Raw genomic sequence first — 24,837 nt, 5'->3', positions numbered from 1 at the left:
TTATGTTACTAACCGATAATCATTTGACCATTGTGGTGGGGATAGACATCCATTTTACTACCCTGCCACCATTTAACCCGTTTCATCCTTATATAGGTATTGTGATGGATCCTTTTGATTACGTTCCGTTTTTAGGTGCCACTGTGCATGTAAATGGTTTTAAACGTGGAAACTCAGACACCAGCGGGATCATAATTCCGTTGGTGCATATTCCCCTTTTTACACCACCCTGGCTTATGACACCTATCATAGGCCATGAAAGTATGAATTTTTTCGCCTCACAAACCGTTTTTTCAGACGGCACGAGGATGAGTCCCAAAGGACATATGCTAATGACCTGTAATGATATCGGCATCCCCCTATCGATGTCTTTAGGGAAAACCAAAATAGGCAAGAAGATGCTACCGTTTGCCCCAACCCTTTTTGCCCCAACCTCGTTTTCCTTGCCTATCCCAACGGGGAAACCCGTAATGGTTGGTGGACCCTATCCTCCCGATTGGGGAGGAGTCCTTACAGGCTTATTAGCTAGTATTGGTTTTAGTACCTTGATGAAAGTCGGAAAAAAAGCATTCAATAAACTTCTTAAAGGAGCGATAGGCCCTAATAAACTTAGTCGATTATTGTGTAAAGCAGGATTCGAACCCGTTAACCTTATTAATGGCGCCGTGATTTATGAAGGAAGCGATTTCGAACTCGCCAGTCCGATTCCTTTAAACTGGGAACGCAGCTGGTATTCAGACTCCCAATATGTAGGATGGCTGGGTCATGGTGTACATTGCGTATACGACAGAGCGGTAGAGTTGTACCCAGAAGACGATGCCCTTGGACTTCGTATGGATGACGGACGAGTTGTGGCTTTTCCAATGCTGTTGCCCGAAGAAGAATTTTATTTACGTCAGGAAAAAATAACCCTGAAAAGAACACAAGAAGGTTATACAGCCTACGAACATAAAAGTAAACTCTTGTATGAGTTTACCCTTTTTAATGGTAAAAAATATCAGCTTACCAAAATAAACAATCCAAACGGACTTTCTATCATTTTTGAATTTACAGCAAACCGTTTGAAAAAAATAATCGATGCTGCAGGCAGAGAGATCAAAGTAAGTACTAAGGACAGATTTATTCAGAAGTTAGAACTTGTTGGACCGGAAGAAGACGAGCTTTTGGTAGCCTACGAGTACGATCAGGACGGTAACATTAGTGCTATTATCGATGCGCTTCGAAAAGCTACTATGATCACTTACGAGAACCATTTGATGGTAGAGAAAACAGATCGAAACGGACAAACTTTTTATTGGGAATACGATAATCAAAACCGTTGTATCCACACTTGGGGTGATGGCGGATGGCAGGAAGGATGGCTGGAATACCATCCGGAGGAAGGTTACAATTTAGTAACTGATGCCAATAGGGCCGTAACCACTTATTATTATGAGCCTAGCCAATTGGTCACACAGATAAAAGACCCAATGGGCAACAGTACCTTTTACGACTACACCGAATTTATGGAACTCTATCGCGAGATTGATCCTGAAGGACGCATTCTTGGCTTTAACTACGATGACAGAGGGAACAAAACCGGTACCGTTTACCCAGATGGGACAGAAGAAATCATGATTTACGATGAGGAAAACCGTCCATCGATAGCCATAGATCCCGAAGGCAATAAAACTGTTTATTTGTACAAAGAAGATAGACCAGATCAGCTCAAAACGATTATTACTCCTGATAAAACCACTAGTCATTTCACTTATCACGATAATGGACTACTGGCGACAGTGGCTAAAAACAACAATAAATTCGAAATGATCTATGACGATCAATACAATCTTATAGAATGGTGTCAGAATGGTGAAAAGTTAAAATCATGGGAGTACGACCATCGTGGACGCGTACAAGCGATCTACACCCCAATGCAGATGGCTGATTACTTCAGCTACGATGCGCTGGATCGGGTAAGACAAATTGTAGAAAAAGACAGCAATGTCATACAGTTCACGTACAACAATTATGACGAAGTAATAGCTTTAAAAGACAATAAAAATAGCGTTAAGTTTAGTTATACCCCAATGGGAAGCCTTGCCACACGCGAACAAAATGGTGTAAAAGTGCGTTTTGATTACGACAAGATGGAGCAATTGCAAGGGATCAAAAACGAAGATAACGAGGTGTACTATTTTACCCGCAACAAGGCCGGACAAATAATCAAAGAAACTGCCTTTGACGGTATGGTCAAAAAATACCAACGTAATTTTGCGGGTGAAGTTACCAGAATTGATCACGGCAACGGAAAATTTACCGAATACGAACAGGACGTTTTGGGGCGAATTACCAGAGCTGATTATCACGATGGCAGTTGGGAAACTTATAGTTACAACAAAAACGGACTTTTAACGGAGGCAGTTAATCAGAATGTAAGTATATTTATAGAGCGTGATGAAATGGGACGTATCGTAAAAGAAACCCAGCAACAGCAGCTAGATAACACCGAAAATGCAATTACCCTTACCTTCATTTACAACAAACAAGGACACCGTATAGGTATAAATAGCTCATTAGGAGCAGAGATCAATACTCATTACGATTCAAAAGGACAGTTGGAGCGCATAGAAGCTCAAAGCAGCGAGCTCAAAGAACAGCACCAGAAGTGGGAAACTACACTGAATCGCGACGAACTGGGAAGAGAAATAGAGCGCTTTACCACAGGCGGACTCCATATTAAAACCAGCTACAACAACAGCGGGAAACAAAAAGAACAGGAAGTATTTGCCAATGGCAAACGCACCGGATCACGTTATTACAATTGGGATACCAACCAGCAATTGCGCAGCGCGGTAAACCAAATAACCTCCAATATCACCTATTTTGATTATGATGATTTTGGTAATTTGGCAAAGGCAGATTATAATGGTAAAGAACAGCTTTACAAAACCCCGGACGCAGTAGGGAATCTTTACAAAACTCCGGATCGCAGTGATCGTAAGTATGGTAAAGGCGGTAAGCTGTTACAGGATGAAAAGTACCATTACAAATACGACGAACTGGGCAACCTGATACACAAAAGCACCAGAAACATCAACGAAGAATTAAAATTCGAAGAACCAACCAACTGGATCGACAAACTGGCGGGCAACGAAACCGAAGAAAACAGATTACAGCAGGAACACGAGCAGTGGCAGGACGGTGATACCACCTATAGCTGGTTGGCCAACGGCATGCTGGAGAGCATCACCAACCCCGATGGTAAGAAAGTATATTTTGAGTACGATGCCCTGGGCCGACGTACCGCAAAAATTGCAAACCAAAAAATAAATCGTTATGTTTGGGATGGAAATGTTCTTATTCACGAATGGAAGTACGATTTAAAAGATCGCCCTAAATTAATTGCCACTGAGGATGACTTAGTCTATGATAAACTTGAGCCAATTAAAGATCTGGTAACTTGGGTGTATGAAAGAGGTTCTTTTGTACCAAGTGCCAAAATAATTGGAGAAGAAAAGTTCTCAATAATTAATGATTATATTGGGAGACCTGTACAAGCTTACAACGAAGTTGGGGAGCTAATTTGGGAAACCGATTATGATATTTATGGAGATGTCCGTAATTTGAAAGGCGATAGAAACTTTATTCCTTTTAGACAGTTAGGACAATATGAAGATATAGAGACTGGACTTTATTATAATAGGTTTAGGTATTATAGTCCAAGAACTGGACGATATATTAGTCAAGATCCAATTAGACTTTTTGGTGGTAGTAGATTATATGCGTATGTACACAACACAAATAGTTTTGTTGATATACTTGGATTAAATAAATGTACAATATCTGAAGGCGATGGTATTACACATGATATAGTTGCAACAATCAAGAGAAGTGATTACCCGGAAACGACTAAACATATAGAAGATGCAATTGCAGCAGGTCATCCAGATATTGTAACGATCGATAGATTGGGAGCAGCGGCAAATAGGAAAGCATCTTTAGAAGGAACTCCAACGAAAAAAGGATTTGATAGAGATGAGTGGCCTATGGCGATGTTTAAAGAGGGAGGTGCAGGAGCAAGTGTTAGATATATAAATCCTTCAGACAATAGAGGTGCTGGTTCAGCAATTGGTAATGCCTTATCTGAATACGACCCTGGAACAAAAGTAAAAATTAATATTATAGACTAAAAATGAAAGAAAGAATAGAACAGATAATTGACATACTTCCAAAGGATAAAAATGTATATAAAGTAGCCAATCTGCTAATTAGTAATTCTGAGGATTTAGATGAAGCCCAAATTCAAGAAAATTTAAATGATTTGTTGTTTACATTGTATATTTTAAATGAGAAAGAAACTGTATTACAATTTCAAGAATATTTTTTAGGATACGAGATAACTTCTAATAAAAATATTTGGACTTGGATTGAATCCTCATTAACGTTAATGTCAAGAATTAATAGAGATTTCTTAAAAATTGAGGATAGCGTTAGAGTTATTGAAAAAATTAAAACGGCATTTAATATTGGAAGTGAAATGGCTGTCAAGATAAATTCGAAAGCTAGACAAAGAAGGTTAGATGGAGATGATTTATTATATGATAGAATTGAAGAAGCAATTGCAAATAAAAATATTGAATTAGAGTATGATTATAGAATGGTCCAATTAAAAAAATTGCTTTTTATTAGTGAATTAGGCTTTAGTGAAAGTATGCCAGAGTCAAAAGTTGAAAATGAAATAATAGAAAATATGACTTTCTTGAATAAAAATATCTATTAAATTAAGTTGAATTCTTAATGGCTGTGTAGCTGACGTGAGTGTTTTGTTTGTAAACATTAGAAAATTTGATGAAAAGTAGAGAAAAGACCAAAAGCTGCCTTAATACAGGGGCAGTTTTTTATTTGTAATTTATATAGAATAAATGAAAGTTTACAGTGCAGCACCAGAAGGAAATCAAATGGCAGATTTAGAGCCGGCTCGTTATTTTAATTTGGCAATAAAACAAATCTTAGAGGTAGAAGAATGGTTAAGAACAGCTGACGAGGCTAGCCAAGCTCTATTGGTTCATATTGATGTTTTTGTATATTTAAGTAAGAAATATCCTGAAATGGCGAATAGAAGGGTAGCAAAACTAAACAGAAACCAAATTAAAGAAACTTTTTATGCCTGGTTCGAAAGGTGTGGAAAAAAAATACCTGCTAGTTTTAGGGATGGTGTTAAAGAATCAGCTGATTTATTATTTTCTGAACTAGATAAAATTTAAAAATTATATGAATTTGGATGATTTTATGGAGTCAATAGATCCTTTTTTTTGGGTTGAACATGAAAATAGTGTTTCGGTATGCCTTAATGTTGGGGAGTATAAAACCGAAATTTTTGAAACCAGAGAAGAAGAAGGTTTTGAAGGGAATGGATATGATTGGGCTTCTTTAGCGCAGGTATTTTTGCAAGAACAAAAACCTGAGTTTGTTGATGTCGTAAAGTTTGATCCCGAAGGAAGCATGTTTTGTGCCTATTCTTCAGATTCCGAAGCATTAAAATCTTTTATTATTTCATTTAAAGAAGCTTGCGAAAACAAAGTGTTAATTCTTGATCTGTTTTCAAGAGCAGAATTAGATTAAGTGCTTTAGGGAATTGAATAAATTATTGATATTATAAGAACAAGCAAATAAATTATTTAACGATGAATAATCAAATTATTATAGAAAGTAAAAGAAAAAAAATAGATACATTAATAAAAAACTATCCAAATTTTGAGATTATTGATGTTACTTCAAAGGCTCAAAATCCATGGGTAAAATTCAGTCCGTTTTATCCGTTAGAAAATATACCAATTCCTTTCACTGATAATAAATTTTCGAAAAGTGTGGAGGGAATCTGGCAAGGATTAAAGGTATTTGAAAATTCCGACATTGACCCTGCTAAATTTGATATAGAAAACATGAAAAATATCAAACGAACAGTCAGAAAGTATGGGAAAGTAAAAGGACATAGAAAAGGGATTAATGGAGAAGATATTTTAAGTTATTCTGATTCAAAAAAACTTATTTATTTACCAACTTATAAATGGATATTAGACAATAAGTTAAAGAATGAAATAACTGAACTAAAGAAAATTTTGGATCAGAAATCTATAATTTTATTAGATTATGAAACAAGTGAAGACATTTTTTCGTTCAAACCAATTTCACATGCTTTTTTAGTTAAATTATTTTTAGAGAATAACTATCCTATTTAAAAAAGACTTCAGTTGAGATGTGGATCTCACTAGTGAATGTAGAAAAAACTAAACCCCGCTCATCTCAGCGGGGTTTGTTGTGAATATTAGAATCAATTTTCGATTTCTTTCGCTGGTCTGATAATCAGCATGTTTTTCATTACGGTAATGGTCAAATTCCTGTCGATAGTGAATCCCGCATTTTGTAACCAATTACCGGAAAGACGAATTTGTGGAAGTTCTTTAGGCCGGGGCCTGAAAATAGATGGGCAACGCGATGCTCTGTAAAAAGAATACGTTTTAACGTGACGAACAGTCAATATCTTAGGGGTTCGTTTTGTGGCAGAGATGGCATCTTTTGCCTCTGCGTGCTTTGTTTTTTCTGTGTTAGTCATTGCAGAAAGTTTTTTAGGGCCAAAAAAAATACGGTTTCAGCCTTTCCCGTTGACTAACACCTTTTCGAAGGCTGTGGGCGCATTAACGCTCCACACGGAGGTACCGAAACCGCGTATAGTGACATGTACGGGCATAAAAAAGCCCGCAATGTTCATAGCGAGCAAAGTCGCCTTCGTAAAAATGTTAGTCGGGGCAAAAGTACTAAAAGTATCTTTGTGTTTTGATAACGAAGAAAGAAAAATCTGCTTCCTGAACCTGATACGAGTAGTGATCCATTAAACGGATTGCAAAAAGCGATGTTAATCAGTTTATTGCATATTGAAAAGGAGAGAGGACTTGGTAATACTCAAAAAGAAGATATAAAAACCATCGGGGACATGATGGAGTTCATCAAAAGATTCTAATTTAATTTTATTAGAAAAAATGAATATTGCTTTTTTTCTAATAAAAGAATGAAAAATAGTACTTAAAAGTATCAAAACAGGGTTGTTATCTAGAATAAATCAAAATAATTTGGTTTGATTTGATACAAATAATACATTTGCGTTATTAAAAATAATTCTAAATAACATGAAAGTAAAAGTACTATTGCCACTTTTGGGCTGTTTGATGATGCTGCTTACGGCTTCTGCATCATTTGCACAGACGGGTACAATAAAAGGAACGGTTTCATTGTCTAATGATGAGGCAGCAGATAATATCTCTGTAACACTGAAAGGAACAAAGATTGGAACTACCACTGACGCTCAGGGAAATTATGAGATCAAGAACATCAGACCCGGAAATTATATTCTGAAGGTTTCGGTAATTGGGTTTTCATCTAAAGAAAAAAATGTTGAAGTTTCAGCAGGAAGTAATCTTGTTGAAAATTTTACACTGCTAACTACATCTGAAGCACTTACGGAAGTATTTGTAAAAGGGAATGCTAATAAATATACCAAATCTGAAAGCCAGTATGTGTCGAGAATGACGATTAAAAACCTTGAAAATGCACAGGTTTATAATGTGGTTACTAAAGAGTTGATCAAAGATCAGTTGGTAACCAATCAGGATGAGGCATTAAAAAATGTACCGGGTTTATATCAATTATGGGCAGCAACAAACCGTGCCGGTGACGGAGCTTCATGGTATTCTTTACGTGGGTTTACTACTCAGAGTTTAGTGAGAAATGGTCTTGCCGGAAAAGTAAACAGTAACACTGATGCGGTAAATTTAGAAAGAATTGAAGTGATAAAAGGGCCATCAGCTACACTTTTTGGAAATGTGGTTTCTTCTTACGGTGGATTAATCAACCGTGTAACTAAAAAACCTTATGATAATTTTGGTGGAGAAATTTCATATCAAAACGGAAGTTATGGTTTTAACCGTTTAACGGCCGATATCAATACTCCAATTAATGATGACCATACCGCATTGTTCAGATTGAATGCTGCTTTTGGAAATGCGAATACTTTTCAGGATTTCGGTTACTCAAAGAGTTTCTTCGTAGCGCCGTCTTTTGCTTATAAAGTAAACGATAAACTTACCATCTCTATCGATGCCGAAATTGGAAATCAGGACAACTCCGGTATGCCTTTAATTTATCTTCCTTTTGGAGTTTCTATTGCTGACTTAGGAGTTAATAATGCTAAGAATTTGGATGTTAACTTCAAAAGATCATTTTTAGGAGATGAATTTATGACCAACACCAAAACATTAAACGTTTTTGCTCAGGCTCTTTATCAAATTTCTGACGAATGGACTTCTCAAACCGTGTTCAGCAGCAGTTCTAATAAAGCAAGTGGTTTACAAACATGGTTTTACCTTTTGAAAGATCAGGAATTTTCAAGAAACGCCTGGGATGCAAATGGAAAAGATAACGCAATCGAATTCCAACAAAACTTTAATGGTGATTTCAAAATTGGATCCATGAGAAACCGCTTTTTAGTAGGTGGTGATATCTATTACGGTTCAAATAAATTACTGTACCAAAGTTTACCGGGTTATGCGCCGTTTGATACCATAAAGTATACGGGAGCGGTAACTACTTATTACGACTTTAACCCAACAAATGTAAAGGATGCACTTACCGGGAAAGGGAATGCTCCTTATACCACTAATAGTTCTATAGCGACCTATAGTGTTTACGTAGCAGATGCAATCAACATTACAGAAAGATTAATTCTTTCGGCAGCAGTACGTTTTGATCATTTTCAAAATAAAGGATCATTTGATCCTGCTTCGAATACAAAAGCGGACAATTTTTCTCAAAATGCTTTCTCACCAAAATTTGGTGCCGTGTATCAAATCGTAAAAGATCAGGTATCTGTTTTTGGAAATTACCAAAATAGTTTTACCAATAAAGGATTCTTAAATGCTAATGTTGGCGGAAAGCTTGAAATGAAACAGTTTGATCCTGAAAAAGCAAATCAGCTTGAAGTTGGTGTGAAAGTGAATGCTTTCCAGAATAAAGTAAGCGCAACTTTTAGTTATTATGACATCAAAGTTGACAATATTGTAATCGCAGATCCGAATCTTCCAAATGCGAGCATACAAAACGGAACACAATATAGTAAAGGTTTTGAAGTAGAGCTTACGGCGAACCCAATTCCGGGATTGAACCTTCTTGTGGGTTACTCTAATAATAACTCTAAATTAAATGATTTAAGGCCTGTAACCGCAGGACCTGAAAATCTAATCAACTACTGGTTCAGCTATAACCTTCAAAAAACAAAACTGAAAGGATTAGGTTTAGGATTTGGAGGGAATTACGGAGACGCTACCTATATTTACAATAACGGACCTGGTCAAACTTTTGAGCTTCCGTCATATGCTGTGGTTAATACTGCTTTGTACTACGATCAGCCAAAATACAGAGTGTCTTTAAAAGTAAATAACTTAACAGACCAATTGTATTTTAATGGTTATACGACAATAAATGTTCAGGCTCCACGTACTGTTATGGGAAGTTTAACTTATAAATTCTAGTTTTTTTTTAGAATACTGAATACAAAAAGGCTCGAACGTAATGTTCGAGCCTTTTTTTGTTTGATGTAGTACTGCAGAAGTTAGTTATTTAATTCGGCTGATTTAAGTTTTGTTATTCCTTCGTGTAGAATTTGATCTTTCAAAGTTTAATAATAGGCAGTCCAAATGACTATGTAACAGCTATAAATAACTTTTACCTCAATTTAAATTTTTATATTTGAATTGTCTGATACAGAATCAATTGTTGAATTTTTAATCATTACTTATGTTATTAAATAGGAGAATATCACTTTTGTACTTTGTTAATGAGATCAGATCACAGATTGTACTGATCGTATTATTTGCGATATCAATTGGACTGCTCGACATGCATCCCTTATTTCAACAGGTATCTCTGCCGTTAAGTATTCCGGCATTAGTGGGTACTGCGGTTTCTCTTCTTCTTGCTTTTCGGACAGCGCAATCGTACGAAAGATGGTGGGAAGCCCGAACTGTTTGGGGAGCGATAGTAAATGATTCCAGGACTTTAATCCGGCTGATAATCCAATTTACACCAAAAGAAAATAAAGAGATTGCTGATGCTTTTACAGAAAGACAGATCATCTGGCTTTATGCATTGGGAGAGTCATTGCGCAAACAGCCGTTTTCAACAAGGGTGCAGACTTATCTTGATGTTTTTCAGATCAAAGCATCTAATATCCCTAATGCTTTGTTGGATAAACACTCCCTGAACATTGCAGAATTAGCATCACAAGGAATAATTTCAGAGTTTAAACAGGTGCAGTTAAATGAAACATTAGCCAGACTTTGCGACAGTATGGGCAAATGCGAACGTTTAAAAAATACCGTTTTTCCAAAATCATATAGTGTATTAGTTCATACCCTGATCTATGTATTTGCAGCTATACTTCCTTTTGGGCTCGAAGACTCACAGCTGGTGGTAGAGATTCTTATAACGATATTGATTCCTGTTCTGTTTATTTCCATAGAAAAAACAGCTATTATAATGCAGGATCCTTTTGAAAATACACCTGTTGACACACCGATGACTTCGCTTGCAAAAACAATAGAGATCAATCTGCTTGAAATGACAGGGGCAGAAAATATACCAATAAAGGAAAAAAATGAGCTTTATTACGAGATGTAATAAAATTAGAATGTGGCATTAAAAAAATATTTTATTATGGATATTGAATTTGAACTTTTACTTTCTGCCAAATTACTGTTAGCGCTTTTATTGGGAGGAATTATTGGTATTGAGAGAGAAAGAGAACAGCAGAATGCAGGTGTGCGAACTTTTGCGTGTATCTGTGTAGCTTCTTGTCTTTTTGTTTCGATTGCTGCCCATCTTACCGAGGATAAATCGGCTATTGCCAGAATGCTTGCAGCTATTGCAACAGGACTTGGTTTTATAGGGGCAGGGCTTATTTTTAGAGATGAAAAAAATCTACCTAAGGGATTAACCACTGCATCGGGTTTATGGACGACTTCGGCTGTAGGTATGGCCATCGCGCTCAATATGTTTGTTATCGCCATCTGCTCGACAGCCATTATCCTTTTTATATTTACAATTAATCAATTCTCATGGTACAGAAAGTTTGTGGAGAAATTATTTAAAGATAAAAATCTGAAAAAGTAATCTAAAAAAACAGGTAGGTATTGAGTGTGAAATTATTCAGAATCATAAAAAAGAGATTTCTTTCAACAATGTAAATTTGTATTTTTAATTGATCTATAATACAGTAAGAAATTAAAAAAGAAATAGCATTGCATTGGTCACAAAAATGGAAAACGTACAAACTACGGGAACTGTAAAAATTGAAAAAGATCAGAGCAAACGCAATTACCTGCAATTGCCCGAAGGTTCAGCAGGTTCAAATCTAAAAGCGGGGCTTTTCAAAAAGGAGCAATAAGTTTTGAAACTTTGCGTTGAAAGTTTTTTATAAATTAGGATCGTTTGACTCGTTAATCTGTACTATGTTAACCCTAAATTGGCGTATGTTATCTGATTGTGCATGAAATAGTATTAAGATAGAATAATCTTCTATTTTTAATAAAATTTCAACAAAAAATATGCAACCAATATCGCTTATTTCAGATCATTTTATTGAAGAAAAATGTAATTTTAAAGAACTTATAGAAAGACTTCGGGCTGGGTTTTCGACTTCGGATATCAACGTGCCTATGCGCCATCATCATGATTATCCTAATCCGGAAGAAGGTAAAGATTCTACACTGCTGCTAATGCCCGCATTCCAATCAGGTAAAGACTTAGGAGTAAAAATAGTTACGGTAAGTCCTAATAATGGTAAATATGACCTGCCTTCCATTCAGGGAACTTACATTTATCTCGACGGACACAAAGGAAATATAAAGGCAATTCTTGATGCAAAATCACTAACAGGCAAACGTACTGCGGCAACCTCTGCTTTGGCAAGCAGCTATCTTTCGAGAAAAGACTCCTCGTCTATGTTGATGATTGGTACAGGAGCATTGGCCATCAATTTAATTCAGGCGCATGCCAGTGTGAGACCTATAAAAGAAGTGTATGTTTGGGGAAGAACTATAGAAAAGGCACAATTGGTTTGCCATGTACTCAAAAATTCTCCATTTACCTGCAAACCCGTTTCAACTATAGAAGAAGTTATTTCTCAGGTTGATATCATTTCGTCAGCGACTTTATCACCCATTCCGCTTGTTTTTGGAAGATGGCTGAAAGCAGGACAGCATTTAGATCTTGTTGGAGCATACAAAAAAGATATGCGTGAGGCCGATGACGAAGCGGTTTTAAAATCGAGCCTGTTTTTGGATACCTATCAGGGCGGACTAAAGGAAAGCGGCGATATTTTGATTCCGCTAACAACTGGTATTATCACAGAAGAAACTATCAAAGCCGATTTGTTTGAATTGTGCAGTACTGCAAAACCGGGCAGAACCTCTGAGACTGAAATCACTTATTTTAAATCGGTTGGACATGCTTTAGAAGACCTTGTTGCAGCCGGATATTTTTATGAAGCGTATAATTTAAAAGCACAAAAGAATGTCTAGTATCTATCAAAATATTTGTAATAATACTGATTATAAAGCAGACACTTCCGTCCTGCAAATCAAAACAATTGATATGCATACAGGGGGAGAGCCTTTGCGTGTAATTGTTTCCGGTTTTCCGAAATTGAAAGGAAATACTGTTTTAGAATACAGAAGAGATATAAAAGAAAATTACGATTATTTAAGAACGGCATTAATGTTTGAACCTCGCGGTCATGCAGATATGTACGGTTGTATTTTACTTCCGCCAAATGATGATGAAGCAGATTTTGGCATTCTTTTTATGCATAACGAAGGATACAGCAGTATGTGCGGTCATGCCATTATTGCGATAAGTACTTTGGCAGCAATAATGAACTGGATCACAGTAAAAGAAGGTGAGAATGAATTGAAAATTGATGCTCCGTGCGGTCGGATTTTTTCGTTTGTCACGGTAGTAAACGGAGAAGTAACAGGAGTACGATTTCATTGCGTGCCCAGTTTTGCCGTAGGTTTAGATCGTGTTGTAAATGTTGAGGGGATTGGTGATGTCGTTTATGATTTGGCTTATGGAGGTGCTTTTTATGCTTATGTTGATTTGAGAAAAAATACACATTTGAATTTTGGATTAACGGAAGAAAATTATCGAACCATTATTCAAACCGGGGTCGATATCAAACATGACGTAATGGAGCAGGATGCCGAAATTCAGCATCCGTTTGAAGAAGATTTGAGCTTTTTATACGGAACTATTTTTATAGATGAACCGCTGAATGGTTCTAACCACAGCCGAAATGTTTGTGTTTTTGCCGATGGTGAAGTCGATCGCTCTCCAACAGGTTCGGGGGTTTCCGGAAGAATTGCGATTGAAAAAGCCAGAAGTGCTATCAACTTGGGTGAAGTTATTACGATAGAAAGTATCACAGGAAGTACTTTTAAAGGATCACTTGTCAGAGAAGAAAAATTCGGCCCCTTCAAGGCTGTAATTCCGCAAGTGGAAGGAACGGCCTTTGTAACAGGAGTAAATACGTTTTTAATAGATCCGAAAGATCCTATGAAGAATGGTTTTATACTAAGATAATGATCCATTTTAAAAAATATCCAGAATCACAATTAGTATAAGATTGGGAATTTCTAAGGATAAAAAATCTCTCCGTAAGCTTCCTGATTTGAAAGCTTATGGAGAGATTTTTTTATTCAAACACAATTTAGAAAAATTGAATCTTTTATTTTTATTTTTTGATGTAACCGGAGCAATTCAATTTTTAGCGACCTTTTCGTTTTTTTGATATTCTATCTAAAAGTAGTGATTTTAAAAGAGAACGAAAAATGTTAAAGAGTTTCAGTGTAGCGTTTGAATTAAGATATAAAAATGTCGTTATTTGTATCATTATGGTCGATATTTAAGATGGTTTTGTAAGATTTTTGGTTTGTCATTGAAAGATATTATTTGATTTTAACAAAATGAAAGAAAATTATTACGTTAATAAAATGTTAGGAAATATGATTATTTTAAATAAAGTATTTATTTTGCCCAAAATTCTAAATTTCTTCTAAATTGAACCATTACTTTACTTGTCATTAAAGGCTATTATATGAGAATCGAAAAAAAAATTAACAAGGTTTCGGAAGACGGATTATGCAAATTATCTGTTTTTTCGAATGTTTCTGTTTTTTTTTCGTTTTTCTTTCAAACTGCTTTTTATTATTGGTACTCAAAAATTGCCAGTTTCATTTCAATTTACTTTTTTAAGATTTTATTTCCCTTACGTAAAGAGGTATCATTTGTGTTATTTTATTTAGTATATCTTTTACTTTTCTCCAAAAGATGGATAGGCACTTAAACAGTTATGGATTTTTTAATCTCCTCTTCATTTTAATTGCAAAACTTTGCGGAGGGAATGAGCAATAATTGTTAAATCGCTTTCCTCTTAAAAAATAAGCAGCCTTTAAATTTACCATAACAAACAACACAATGAATACTAGTATTATTAAAAATTATTCAAAACTTAAGTTCTCCTTATATTTTTTGCCCTTATTCTGTTTAGCTGCTCTTGTAATGTTCCTTTATTATGAGAATGCTTTAAGTGTTTATAATTACGCACAAATTCAAAAAAGCACCTTTCTTTATATTAATTCCCATTTAGGACTTTATCCTAATTTACAATACAATCTTACTCAACTTGGAGATGCTTCGATTTTTTTATCCTTCTTAGCCCTTTTTATACTCTATGCACCCAAATTATGGGAAGCTTTGCTGTCGGGTTTATTATTTTCGCTCTTATTTTCCTGTCCGTTAAAAGCAATATTTGGTGTTCCAAGACCTGCCGTAATTTTTAATAATGAAATTACATGTATTATGGGAAGAAAATTATGTGGCTTCAATAGTTTGCCATCAGGACATTCGATTGTCGTTTTTACTGTATTGACCATTATCTTATTTGCCTTTATGCCACAGCGATTGAAATTTAAAGTTCTGTGGTCCGTATCGATCATTACAATAGGATTTATTTTAGCATTTACAAGAGTAGCTGTAGGGGCACATTATCCCCTTGATGTAATTACAGGAAGTATTCTGGGGTATATTTCCGGAATCTCAGGTATTTTTATCAGCAGAAAATATAAAATAGGGGCCTGGATCAACAATGATAAATACTATCCCATTTTTATCGCATTGTTTATTATTTGTTGTATTTGCTTGGTCGGCAAAATTATTAAAGAAAATTTGATCATATATTATCTTTCGTTTATTAGCTTAGCAGTCTCACTTTATAAGATTACTTATGTTTACGTTAAAAAATAATTTAAGAATAACTCATTTTGTTCTATTGATGAGTTTTTTGATTTTTTTGTTCTTCCACCTGCCATTTTACAGCTTTGTTTTTAACAATGTCGATTATAAAAGTTTCAATGGTATTGTTTTGATTGTGAGTTTGGTAATTTTAATGCTGGTGCTTAATGCATTTGTTTTATACCTCTTGTTTTCGCTCTCTCGTCATGTTGGGAAAGTTTTGCTGATCTTGTTTTTTATTGTTAGTTCAATTGCAGTCTACTTTGTGAATACGTATAGTGTCATCATTGATGAAAGTATGATTGGCAATATTTTGAATACTAATTACGAAGAATCCAGCAGTTTTTTTTCTTTTAAAGTAATTTTGTACGTAATTTTTCTTGGAATTATTCCGAGTATTTACATTGCAAAGGTCAAAATAACTAAGGTGCCATTGAAGGAGTTTTCAATCACTTCTTCAGTAACTTTAGTATTTATTGCCGTTTTGATATTTGTTAATGCCAGCAATTGGCTTTGGATTGACAAAAATTCGAAACGACTTGGAGGTCTTGCAATGCCATGGTCTTATTCGGTTAATACACCGCTATTTTACATTCATAAGTTCAAGAAAAATGAAAAGGAAATTTTGTTGCCCAATGCTGTTATAAAAGACAACGAGAAATCGGTTGTAGTTTTGGTTATCGGCGAATCGGCGAGAAGACAAAATTTTTCTCTTTACGGTTATAAGAAAAACACCAATCCGTTACTTTCCAAAACAGAAAATGTATTTCATTTTAATGCCAATTCTTGTGCTACATATACTACTGCAGGTGTAAAATGTATTTTAGAGCATAAGAACAGTGATGATCTCTATGAAATTTTGCCTAATTATTTATATCGAAATAATGTTGAGGTCATTTGGAGAACGACCAATTGGGGAGAACCGCCAGTTCATATAAAAAACTATCAAAACAAGGAAGCATTAAAAGCCGATTGTAAAGGTGTGGAATGCGATTATGATGAGGTTTTACTAAGAGGATTAAAAGAGCAGATTCAGGCCAGTAAAAAGAATAAAATACTAATTGTACTCCATACCAGTACAAGTCACGGACCTACATACAGTAAAAAATATCCACCACAATTTGAGACTTTTAAACCAGTCTGTAATAGTGTTGAATTGGGTAAATGTTCTCAAAATGAACTTCTTAATGCTTATGATAATACAATTGTGTATACCGATTATATACTTCATAGTGTAATTGAGGATTTAAAAGAACTAAAAGAATACAAAAGTACCATGATTTTTGTTTCAGATCACGGAGAATCTTTAGGAGAGAAAAATCTTTATATGCACGGTGTGCCTATTAGCATTGCCCCTAAGGAACAATATGAGATTCCGTTTATTGTTTGGGTATCTGATCATTCAAAACAGCTTAAGCCTAATGAAACATTAACTCAAAACCATGTTTTTCATAGTGTTTTAAAATTTCTTAATGTGGAAAGTCCGGTTTATGATGAGAAAATGAACATTTTTAAATAAGAAGTATTTGTGGTTTTGTCGCAGCTGTGGTAACTTGTTATCTCAGTCATTTCTAATTGAGTGGAACAGCTGCGACAGAAGCTGATATTGACTATAAAAAGAACTTTTGAATACTTAGTTTAACCCGTTGGGTGTAATTATTTTTAACGCATAGAGACATAGACTTTCTTCCTGTAAAAAATCTATGTCTCTATGCGTTAAATATTTTTTTACATGTAGATCTTGCAGATTTTCTAATCTTTTTAATCCCTTAATCCGTGGCTGTTTTTTAAAAACATAAACATAGACTCTCTTATTAAAAATAGGGCGTTTTACATTTCACTTCTTACTTTTTTAGGAGAATCTATGTTTCTATGTGTTAAATGATTTTTGTATTAATTACTCAACAGCCTTATTTTAATTTTTTTGATCAGAGGGATAAAAAATCTGCTTTCTACTAATTAAAACAGGTAGAATTACGCTTAAAAATCACAGTTTTAGTGAGTTTATTTGTTGTTACCAATAACATATCAAACAAATAAACTCCCTAATTATGGAAAACTACTTACACGGCTTACTCGACGAAGAGAATGACCCAATTATTCAGCAATATTTAAAATACATCGACGAAGGAATTCCCCGTACGGATAAACCAAAAGACGTATTGATCATTGGTGCCGGAATGGCCGGAATGGTAGCAGCGGCTATGTTGAAGGAGGCAGGCCATAAGGTTACAATAGTGGAATCTAATACCCGTGTTGGCGGCCGAATTAAAACCTTCCGAAATTCTAAGGACAAGAAATATTTCGAAGACGATACTGTTTATGGCGAAGCCGGAGCAATGCGCATCCCGACCATACATCAGATGGTACTCAAATACATCGATAAACTAGGACTCAAAACAGAGCCTTTTTATTATTTGTCGGTTGATAAAGCTCAGGCAATTGCATATCAGGCGGATCCTGCTAAACCAAAACCGGAAGTTACAAGAAACTCTCTTTTTTACGTCAACCGCAAACGTGTGGTTCAAAATGAGTATATCCCAAAGGATGCGAGTAAAATTGTCGATGTAAACGCCTTGCTCGACTTCCATTTAGGCAGCAGCGAAAACATGAGGGCAGACCAGTTAATGGCCAATTTAATTAATCCGCTTAAAGCTTTTATTGCCGAAGATCCGGAGAAAAACTGGCCCGTTTTGATCGAGCGTTACGGGGAGTATTCGATGCGTCGTTTCCTGAAAGAACATTCCATGTATTCTGAAAATGCTATTGAAATGATTGGTGTGCTCCAAAACCTGGAATCCAGAATGGCTTACGATTTCATCCAGAGTTTTATTGAACAAAATATTATTAAGGATTCTACGCGATTTATGGAAATTGTAGGCGGATGTGACAAGCTCCCTAATGCCTTTTTTAAAGCCCATAAACTAGAAGAAAATACCTATTTCGATTGTAGGATGACTAAAATGATGCTTGTCAACGACAAGGTAAAAATAGAAGTAGACATAGAGGTACAGCGTGACCCTCAGTTTTATGAAGATGCAGGATTCAAAGCATTAAAAACACCTGTTAGCGATATGGAATTTGATGAAGTAATTGTCAGCATACCATTTTCGGCACTAAGGCACGTTTATGTAACACCACAATTCAAGCAGCAAAAACGAAAAGCAATTCGGGAACTGCATTATGATTCTGCTACTAAAATATTGCTTGAATTTCGTGAAAAATGGTGGCAGGAAGCTCCGTATAATATCGTGGGCGGTGGTACAATTACCGATTTTTCTAACCGTTTTACGTATTATCCGAGTAATGATTTGGGAAGTAACGGACATGGTGTCGTTTTGGCTTCCTATTGCTGGTCAGACGAAGCAAGCCGTTGGGATTCGATGGATGATGATGACCGATATTTCTATGCACTTAAAAATCTGGCCATCATGCACAGCGATGATGTGAAAGAACAGCAGCGTATTATTGATCTTGCTGTAATCAGTTCAAGTATCAAAGACCGAAAAGGGAAACCCGGAAAATTAGTGGGTGCTGCAACACAAAGCTGGATGCGTGATCCTTATGCTTTTGGCGAAGCGGCAATCTTCAATCCGGGTCAGTTACAGTTATTACAGCGCCATATTATTTCTACAGAATGGAAAGGAAAAGCACATTTCGCAGGAGAGCATACTTCTTTGAAACATGCCTGGATTGAAGGCGCTATCGAATCGGGAATTCGTACCGCACTGGAAGTCAACGAAAATATAGGTAATCTTAATAACCCGATTTAAGATGGCAGAGCAAAAAATATCAGTAGCAAAGTACCTGCAGATACGCCTGGAAGAATTAGGGCTTACCCACTTATTTGGTATTGCAGGCAATTATACCGCTCCGTTTTTAAATACAATCCTTGAAGACAAAAATGCAAAAATTAAAATTGTTAACGATACAAACGAAATAAATGCCGGACATTGTACGGATGCTTATGCACGACAAAATGGTTTTGCAGCAGTAGCGGTAACCTACGGCGTGGGAGCATTTACGTTGTTGAATTCGGTTGCAGGTTCTTATGTAGAACATTGTCCCGTTTTGGTTATCAATGGAGCTCCAACCAATAAAGATCAACAGCGAAGCCTTGTTCAGGGAATGCTGGCTTCACACATGACTGGTGATATGTACAGCAATATCAATGTGTTTCGTAATGTTACTGTTGCAGCCGAACAGATTACGGGTTCATCTGACGCTCCTTATAAGATTGATGCAGTACTAAATGCCTGTCTTTTATACGGAAGACCGGTTTACCTTGAGGTTTTTGAAGATGCATGGCGAATGGAATGCAATGCACCTGTTACTCCATTGGTAGAAAAAGGAACATCAAAATGCCGGACAAGTGCCCGCAAGGCAGCTCAAAGGGTTGCCGCAATGGCCCGTGGAAAAGAGATTATTTTCTGGGGCGGAATTGAAATTCAGCGCTACGGCATTCAAAAGGAATTTTTGGATCTCATTGAAACTACCGATACAGAATTTGTAACTTCCATACTCGGAAAATCGATCGTTTCTGAAAACCATCGTAAATTTAGGGGGGTCTTTAATGGCAAAGCATCACCAAAAGATGTTAAGGAACAATTTGAAAAGGCTCAGGTAAAAATTGGTCTTGGTGTATGGACGACGGGTAAAAATCTGGGTGGTTTTGATGTCTGGAAAGATGACACGGTGCTCGCGAATCACAGCGGTGTAAGAATAGGTGCTTCTTATGTGGCCAATGTATCGCTAAAGGATTTTATTATTTTCCTGAAAGAAGAACTCACTAAAGTTACCTTTAGTGCCTATGAAATGTATGACACGGAAAAAAAGCTGCCTAAATCATTTTTTGTCGCCGATGATAGCATAGCAAAAAATGAAAAACCACTTTTGACCTATGATACTTTTTTCAAACGGATCAATAGTTTTATTAATGGCAGCCATATAGTAGTTGCAGATGCCGGTTTTCCTTTATTGGGAGCCCAAGGCATCCGTATTGCAGAACCTAATGGATTTGTGGCGCAGGCATCATGGCTTTCTATCGGTTATTCGGTACCTGCTGCAACCGGAATAAAATGTGCCAGACCGGATAAAAGACCAGTGGTATTTGTTGGCGATGGTGCTTTTCAGGAAACCTGTCAGGCCATATCAACACAGAATAAACTGAAACATGATACTATTGTTTTTGTATTGGATAATGGTATTTATGGTATCGAACAAATGCTGGTGAATCCTAATCCTTTCCGTGGTGCTGATCAGGTAGATTATGATATCCCTGATTTAAACAGTGTCTATGACTACAATGAAATGCATCGTTGGAAATATGCCAAACTCGTTGATGTATTTGGAGGGAAAGGTTTTGAAGTGAACACTCTAGATGAACTCGAAGACGTTTTACAACAGCTTGATACTATTAAGGAAAATACAATCATACACGTGAACATTCCAAAAACATCCATTCCGGAAGCGATTGCCTATAAAACGGAGGAGCCGGGAGAGGATGAATTTTTAGATAAAGACTGGAGTTTGTGTTAGGTTAAAAGGAGTGGTCTTGACATTTCTATAATTACTTATTATCTTTAGAAATTCGGATAAAAAAAAGAAAAAGAACAGAGTGGGAGTAAACTGGGGGATAGATGAAATCTATATAAAGTTTAACTTTAAAAATAAGCAAGTTTCACTCTGTTCTCTTTTATCAATTCAGTTAATTTTTCTTTCCAGTTTTTGGCTATTGAGCCGCCAGAATCATTATCATAATTATCATCATTGTCATTAATAATGTTATTTAATAAATAATTTACAGCTGCTATAATTTTTTTTTCAGAGACAGTTGTTGGAACTCCTCCACGCAATACATGATGATCTATCGATGACAGTGATGCATAGTTAATGGTAAATCCTTCGGTAAGTATTTTTTCTCCTTTGGTATTAAAAGAGGTATCGCATCTTGATAGAGAGGTTAGTATTTGGGGAGAAACCCAAGAACCACGAGAAAGCCTTTCCCAGTATAAATTAATTAAACGATCTCTTTTTGCCTGACTAATCAATAATAGTGAAACCGATGCTACTAGGTGAGCTCTCCAATTTTCCTGCTCTAATAATAATCTAATACCGTCACTAATTTTCTGTTCAGAGTTTGTTTCGAGTATGGCTTCTAATTTCGAAAAACTTAATTTTAAGTTGAAACTTTGAGATTCGTCACTTGTTAGCTCTACTAAACTTAGAAAAGGCAAATGGTTTGGATGCCCGTCCCAAAAATCCTTGAAAATCCCTAAATTCATTTTTAATTATATTTGTGCAGTTAAACAAATGCTAATATAGGGAATTAAAAGCCTAATTACAGCTTTTGAGTATTGTTTGATACTAGTTGAATAATATGCTCCGTGTTAATGGTCAGCAATTTCTATCTGCACCTTTGACAGAGGTTGGTGAAAGTGTTTTTTTAACCTGTAGATGGGAAGATAAGTAAACAATATTGAAAGCAGGCCTGCAAGAACAGCATCCAGAAGAGCCATAAGGGTAGGATCTAATTTATGGTTAACCGTTAAGCTCTGCTGTGCAAGAAGCAATATTGTTAATACCAGTAAACCGGTTATGATGCCATGCAAGAGGCATAATTTTGTTATAAACTTGTTTTTATTCAGCTTATGGTCTATTGCCACTTCGATTAATTCTTGTTTGGAGGCGACAATAACCCGATTGATGATATCCATTGTCAGGATTACAGGCAAAAAGATAGCCATTGGCAATGTTAAACGTGCTAAGCTTTGAGGACCGGCAAAAAAATGAGTATATCCTAATTCCTGGAAACTGGCATAAGCAATAATAAAATTGAAACATACGTTGGGAAGAAAATAATAAATCGCACGTTTTCTTAAAAAGCGTTTGAGGGATGTTTTTTTGGACTGAGTTGCTGTTTTCATACGTAATTTATAAGGGTAAAGCCAGTATTTCCAAGGCCTTATCTTTAATTTTTGAAGCTTCTTGTTTCGATAAGAAGTCTTCGTTGGACATTAAGGTAAAGTCCATTTGATCGTTAAAAGTAGTCGTCACTAAAGTGTTTGAATTTAGCCAGGGAAATGCTACTGTTGGACTGAAGATATCTTCCAGAATGAAATTTTTGTAATCGTTCCGGATTTGAAGGTTACCCATATTCGAAAGCGTCAGATCGTGTGCACCTCGGCTGGATTTTAGCAGCGCAATCATGCGATGTACCAGAGGGTGCATCTGTTCACCCATCCATAGGAGTTCCCGGGCATCCATTTTTTCTATTTTTTGAGCAAGATCTTTTTTGATGTGTTTCGCCTGATCCAGTATCTGATTTTTTTCTTTTTTTAAAGACAGTTCCACCGTTGGGGCAAAGGCAAACATTTGGTCTTTTCTAATTTCAGGAATAAAATGGCGGATATCAATAGGGCTGATGACCTTTTTTTTCGCTGATTTTCCTTGCAGATCCTGAAAAGCCTGCATAAAAGCGGTACAAAGAATGGCGTGTACCGAAATACCACTGTCTTTGCATTTTTGCTTTATAATGGAGGAGTTTGTCGGATCTAATTTCCAATGAATGGCATAATTTTTTCCAAGATTTCTTTTTTTATTTTTCCGTTGCAGTAAAAAGAAAAATTTCCCCAAAAATAAAAAAAGCTTTGCTTTGCGAGCTTTTTTTTGAAGATCAAACTGGGGCGTTAGGAAATTGTTGACCGATTGGAAGAGTGGATAGGGTTTCAGATCAAGTGTCGGATTATCGATTAAGGCAAGTAATTCCTGCATCAAAGTGACCATGCTGGTTCCATCGCAGATACAATGTGGCACTACCCATAACAATTCAGAGAATTTTTGTCCTTTGATCCATACCAATTGAGCCAAAGGGGAGCCTTCGCCTTTAAACTGCCGATACCATTCCTGTTCAGATTCCACTAACCAATGGGTATCTGTTTGGCGTTTTACGATGCGAAGCGGAATAGGTTTCATATTTTCCCTGATCGCATAAGCCGGATGCTGCTTATCCTGTAAATCAACCTCTGCACGGAGCAATGGATGCTTGTGTTGGATTTTTGTTAAGGCAATTTCGATCTGTTCTTGTAGAATTTCACCTTTGATTTTTGCCGTAAAGACACAGTTTAGAGGTGTGGCGGAATTCACATACATGATTCGTTCCACTAATAAGAGTTTTCGCTTGTTCATGAGGCGGCTTGATAATTTAATTGGTGTTTAATAGAATCAATTATTTCATCACGAATGGCTAAGGCTTCGTAATAAGGCAAATAACCTTCACTTCCCATAAACGAGAAGTCGATAACACCTTGATAAGTAGAGGTAAGGATAGTTGTTGTATTACCCAATGGCCCAATGACTGATGGACTGCGAATCGTTTCCAACGCAAAGGATTGGTATTGATAGGGTATCTGAATACGTCCCAGGTTAGAAAACATACAATCGTTGGAGGACTTGCCTCGTTTTAGAAGTTTTGTAAAGTTGTTCAACGCCTTATGAGCAGATTCCATAACCATCATGGTGATATAGGGATTAAGTTTGGCGGTTTTGCGATCTACATGCTGCTGCATGACACGTAAATTGTCTAAGAAATCGAGTTTAGGATCTGATGACAGGACGATCATCAGACCGAAGGCGAAAATATGATCTTTTTTTACCTGAGGAGCAAAGCGCCTGATATCTACCGGACAAGAAACTTTATTAAAGGCTTTGTTTCCACGTACTTTTTTAAAGGTGTCCAATACGATAGCACTTAAAAAAGTATTGACGGTTATGGCTAGTGATTGACAATGGGAAATAAGCTGTTGACTTGTGGCCGGATCTAATTTCCAATGAATCAAATAGTCTGTCTGTCGATCAATCGCTTTTTTGCTGACGGGAATGCATTTGATGGCGAATGTTGCCAGTCGACCAATCATTTTTGCTTTGAATCTTTGTCTGTTACTATTTAAAATAGGGGAAGGAACAACGTCCTGGATGCCTAAAATAGGGTTTTCAATGCCTATATCTGCTGTAGGATTATCTAATACTTTTAAAAATTCATGAATCAAATTCATCGCAGCACCACCATCACATAGACAGTGATGAAAAGTCAGCAGCATATCTGAAGTATCATTTCCTTTGATCCACACCAGGCGGATCAAAGGTTTGCTTTTATAATCAAAGAGTGTCTGCAATTCTCGCATAGTTTCTTGTTGCCAGTCCTCTTCTCTTTTTTGATCTACAATACGGATAGGAATTGGATTCGGTAGTTTAGATACTTCAAACCACGGGACATTGTTCTCATCGAGGTGGATGAGTGCTTGTAGCCAGGGATGTTTTTTTTGAAGTCTGCCCAAGGCATACTGAATCTCTTTTTCCTCCAATACACCGCGCAGGCGAAAAGGAATAACAACATGGAAAGGGTCTTTTCCTTCTCCCAAAAGCATACGCTCTCCAAATAACAATCTTCTTTTCATA

Annotated in this window: 20 protein-coding genes; 15 read left to right on the top strand and 5 right to left on the bottom strand. The window is 36.3% G+C overall.

The annotated features are described in order from the left end of the window. The first annotated feature begins 2 nt into the window (after window positions 1-2). The 5 genes from BHE19_RS00745 to BHE19_RS00725 all read left to right on the top strand — a co-directional run bounded on the left by BHE19_RS00745 (window position 3) and on the right by BHE19_RS00725 (window position 6,221). Window positions 3-4,172: a DUF6531 domain-containing protein gene (locus tag BHE19_RS00745; protein ID WP_083342430.1), complete on the top strand. Its 4,170-nt coding sequence runs from the start codon at window positions 3-5 to the stop codon at window positions 4,170-4,172. A 2-nt stretch (window positions 4,173-4,174) separates the two neighbouring features. Further along, window positions 4,175-4,762 carry a DUF6707 family protein gene (locus BHE19_RS00740; RefSeq protein ID WP_070905576.1) on the top strand — a complete coding sequence of 196 codons (588 nt, stop codon included), beginning with the start codon at window positions 4,175-4,177 and terminating at the stop codon, window positions 4,760-4,762. A gap of 142 nt (window positions 4,763-4,904) precedes the next feature. Beyond that, complete coding sequence (locus tag BHE19_RS00735; protein ID WP_070905575.1) at window positions 4,905-5,246, top strand: hypothetical protein; 342 nt, start codon at window positions 4,905-4,907, stop codon at window positions 5,244-5,246. Window positions 5,247-5,253: 7 nt separating this feature from the next. Next, complete coding sequence (locus BHE19_RS00730; protein WP_070905574.1) at window positions 5,254-5,604, top strand: immunity 51 family protein; 351 nt, start codon at window positions 5,254-5,256, stop codon at window positions 5,602-5,604. 62 nt (window positions 5,605-5,666) lie between these two features. Further along, window positions 5,667-6,221: a DUF6939 family protein gene (locus BHE19_RS00725; protein WP_070905573.1), complete on the top strand. Its 555-nt coding sequence runs from the start codon at window positions 5,667-5,669 to the stop codon at window positions 6,219-6,221. A 92-nt stretch (window positions 6,222-6,313) separates the two neighbouring features. On the opposite strand, the gene BHE19_RS00720 is transcribed toward BHE19_RS00725, so the two are convergent. After that, complete coding sequence (locus BHE19_RS00720) at window positions 6,314-6,595, bottom strand: SymE family type I addiction module toxin (RefSeq protein ID WP_070905572.1); 282 nt, start codon at window positions 6,593-6,595, stop codon at window positions 6,314-6,316. Between the two features lie 571 nt (window positions 6,596-7,166). Here BHE19_RS00720 and BHE19_RS00710 point away from each other — a divergent pair. The 10 genes from BHE19_RS00710 (at window position 7,167) to BHE19_RS00665 (ending at window position 20,919) form a co-directional block, all read left to right on the top strand. Then, entirely contained in the window at window positions 7,167-9,563 is a 2,397-nt protein-coding gene (locus BHE19_RS00710; RefSeq protein ID WP_070905570.1) for a TonB-dependent receptor, read from the top strand. A gap of 265 nt (window positions 9,564-9,828) precedes the next feature. Then, entirely contained in the window at window positions 9,829-10,710 is an 882-nt protein-coding gene (locus BHE19_RS00705) for a bestrophin family protein (protein WP_070905569.1), read from the top strand. A 36-nt stretch (window positions 10,711-10,746) separates the two neighbouring features. After that, window positions 10,747-11,202 carry an MgtC/SapB family protein gene (locus tag BHE19_RS00700; RefSeq protein ID WP_035746451.1) on the top strand — a complete coding sequence of 152 codons (456 nt, stop codon included), beginning with the start codon at window positions 10,747-10,749 and terminating at the stop codon, window positions 11,200-11,202. A gap of 145 nt (window positions 11,203-11,347) precedes the next feature. Further along, the gene (locus BHE19_RS23015) at window positions 11,348-11,476 is read left to right on the top strand and encodes a hypothetical protein (protein ID WP_262487634.1); all 129 of its coding nucleotides are present in this window, start codon (window positions 11,348-11,350) and stop codon (window positions 11,474-11,476) included. 160 nt (window positions 11,477-11,636) lie between these two features. Next, the gene (locus BHE19_RS00695) at window positions 11,637-12,611 is read left to right on the top strand and encodes an ornithine cyclodeaminase family protein (protein WP_070905568.1); all 975 of its coding nucleotides are present in this window, start codon (window positions 11,637-11,639) and stop codon (window positions 12,609-12,611) included. After that, a complete protein-coding gene (locus tag BHE19_RS00690) occupies window positions 12,604-13,671 on the top strand; it encodes a proline racemase family protein (RefSeq protein WP_070905567.1) in 1,068 nt (355 codons plus the stop codon). Before BHE19_RS00695 ends, BHE19_RS00690 begins: the two co-directional genes overlap by 8 nt. Before the next feature lie 894 nt (window positions 13,672-14,565). Next, the gene (locus BHE19_RS00680; protein WP_026109970.1) at window positions 14,566-15,393 is read left to right on the top strand and encodes a phosphatase PAP2 family protein; all 828 of its coding nucleotides are present in this window, start codon (window positions 14,566-14,568) and stop codon (window positions 15,391-15,393) included. After that, window positions 15,374-16,900, top strand: a complete 1,527-nt coding sequence (eptA, locus tag BHE19_RS00675) for a phosphoethanolamine--lipid A transferase EptA (RefSeq protein WP_070905565.1) — start codon at window positions 15,374-15,376, stop codon at window positions 16,898-16,900. Before BHE19_RS00680 ends, eptA begins: the two co-directional genes overlap by 20 nt. A gap of 532 nt (window positions 16,901-17,432) precedes the next feature. Continuing rightward, window positions 17,433-19,154, top strand: a complete 1,722-nt coding sequence (locus BHE19_RS00670) for a flavin monoamine oxidase family protein (RefSeq protein WP_070905564.1) — start codon at window positions 17,433-17,435, stop codon at window positions 19,152-19,154. 1 nt (window position 19,155) lies between these two features. Next, window positions 19,156-20,919: an alpha-keto acid decarboxylase family protein gene (locus tag BHE19_RS00665; RefSeq protein WP_070905563.1), complete on the top strand. Its 1,764-nt coding sequence runs from the start codon at window positions 19,156-19,158 to the stop codon at window positions 20,917-20,919. 125 nt (window positions 20,920-21,044) lie between these two features. Here BHE19_RS00665 and BHE19_RS00660 read toward each other — a convergent pair whose 3' ends face one another. From BHE19_RS00660 to BHE19_RS00645, 4 genes are all read right to left on the bottom strand, one after another. Then, complete coding sequence (locus tag BHE19_RS00660; RefSeq protein WP_070905562.1) at window positions 21,045-21,665, bottom strand: hypothetical protein; 621 nt, start codon at window positions 21,663-21,665, stop codon at window positions 21,045-21,047. A gap of 105 nt (window positions 21,666-21,770) precedes the next feature. Further along, entirely contained in the window at window positions 21,771-22,307 is a 537-nt protein-coding gene (locus tag BHE19_RS00655) for a hypothetical protein (RefSeq protein ID WP_070905561.1), read from the bottom strand. A 7-nt stretch (window positions 22,308-22,314) separates the two neighbouring features. Next, on the bottom strand, window positions 22,315-23,568 hold the full coding sequence (locus BHE19_RS00650) for a condensation domain-containing protein (protein WP_070905560.1): 1,254 nt from the start codon (window positions 23,566-23,568) through the stop codon (window positions 22,315-22,317). Then, on the bottom strand, window positions 23,565-24,836 hold the full coding sequence (locus tag BHE19_RS00645; protein WP_070905559.1) for a condensation domain-containing protein: 1,272 nt from the start codon (window positions 24,834-24,836) through the stop codon (window positions 23,565-23,567). Before BHE19_RS00645 ends, BHE19_RS00650 begins: the two co-directional genes overlap by 4 nt. Window position 24,837 lies beyond the last annotated feature (1 nt).

It is taken from the genome of Flavobacterium tructae, from assembly GCF_001853485.1.
GTDB classification, from domain to species: Bacteria; Bacteroidota; Bacteroidia; order Flavobacteriales; family Flavobacteriaceae; genus Flavobacterium; species Flavobacterium tructae.
Note: the sequence above shows the minus strand (reverse complement) of the source record. Positions and strands in the feature narration are given on the sequence as shown.

Coding starts and splice junctions, on each gene's coding strand:
- BHE19_RS00745 (WP_083342430.1), top strand. CDS start 3: ATGTTACTAACCGATAATCATTTGACCATTGTGGTGGGGATAGACATC.
- BHE19_RS00740 (WP_070905576.1), top strand. CDS start 4,175: ATGAAAGAAAGAATAGAACAGATAATTGACATACTTCCAAAGGATAAA.
- BHE19_RS00735 (WP_070905575.1), top strand. CDS start 4,905: ATGAAAGTTTACAGTGCAGCACCAGAAGGAAATCAAATGGCAGATTTA.
- BHE19_RS00730 (WP_070905574.1), top strand. CDS start 5,254: ATGAATTTGGATGATTTTATGGAGTCAATAGATCCTTTTTTTTGGGTT.
- BHE19_RS00725 (WP_070905573.1), top strand. CDS start 5,667: ATGAATAATCAAATTATTATAGAAAGTAAAAGAAAAAAAATAGATACA.
- BHE19_RS00720 (WP_070905572.1), bottom strand. CDS start 6,595: ATGACTAACACAGAAAAAACAAAGCACGCAGAGGCAAAAGATGCCATC.
- BHE19_RS00710 (WP_070905570.1), top strand. CDS start 7,167: ATGAAAGTAAAAGTACTATTGCCACTTTTGGGCTGTTTGATGATGCTG.
- BHE19_RS00705 (WP_070905569.1), top strand. CDS start 9,829: ATGTTATTAAATAGGAGAATATCACTTTTGTACTTTGTTAATGAGATC.
- BHE19_RS00700 (WP_035746451.1), top strand. CDS start 10,747: ATGGATATTGAATTTGAACTTTTACTTTCTGCCAAATTACTGTTAGCG.
- BHE19_RS23015 (WP_262487634.1), top strand. CDS start 11,348: ATGGAAAACGTACAAACTACGGGAACTGTAAAAATTGAAAAAGATCAG.
- BHE19_RS00695 (WP_070905568.1), top strand. CDS start 11,637: ATGCAACCAATATCGCTTATTTCAGATCATTTTATTGAAGAAAAATGT.
- BHE19_RS00690 (WP_070905567.1), top strand. CDS start 12,604: ATGTCTAGTATCTATCAAAATATTTGTAATAATACTGATTATAAAGCA.
- BHE19_RS00680 (WP_026109970.1), top strand. CDS start 14,566: ATGAATACTAGTATTATTAAAAATTATTCAAAACTTAAGTTCTCCTTA.
- eptA (WP_070905565.1), top strand. CDS start 15,374: ATGTTTACGTTAAAAAATAATTTAAGAATAACTCATTTTGTTCTATTG.
- BHE19_RS00670 (WP_070905564.1), top strand. CDS start 17,433: ATGGAAAACTACTTACACGGCTTACTCGACGAAGAGAATGACCCAATT.
- BHE19_RS00665 (WP_070905563.1), top strand. CDS start 19,156: ATGGCAGAGCAAAAAATATCAGTAGCAAAGTACCTGCAGATACGCCTG.
- BHE19_RS00660 (WP_070905562.1), bottom strand. CDS start 21,665: ATGAATTTAGGGATTTTCAAGGATTTTTGGGACGGGCATCCAAACCAT.
- BHE19_RS00655 (WP_070905561.1), bottom strand. CDS start 22,307: ATGAAAACAGCAACTCAGTCCAAAAAAACATCCCTCAAACGCTTTTTA.
- BHE19_RS00650 (WP_070905560.1), bottom strand. CDS start 23,568: ATGAACAAGCGAAAACTCTTATTAGTGGAACGAATCATGTATGTGAAT.
- BHE19_RS00645 (WP_070905559.1), bottom strand. CDS start 24,836: ATGAAAAGAAGATTGTTATTTGGAGAGCGTATGCTTTTGGGAGAAGGA.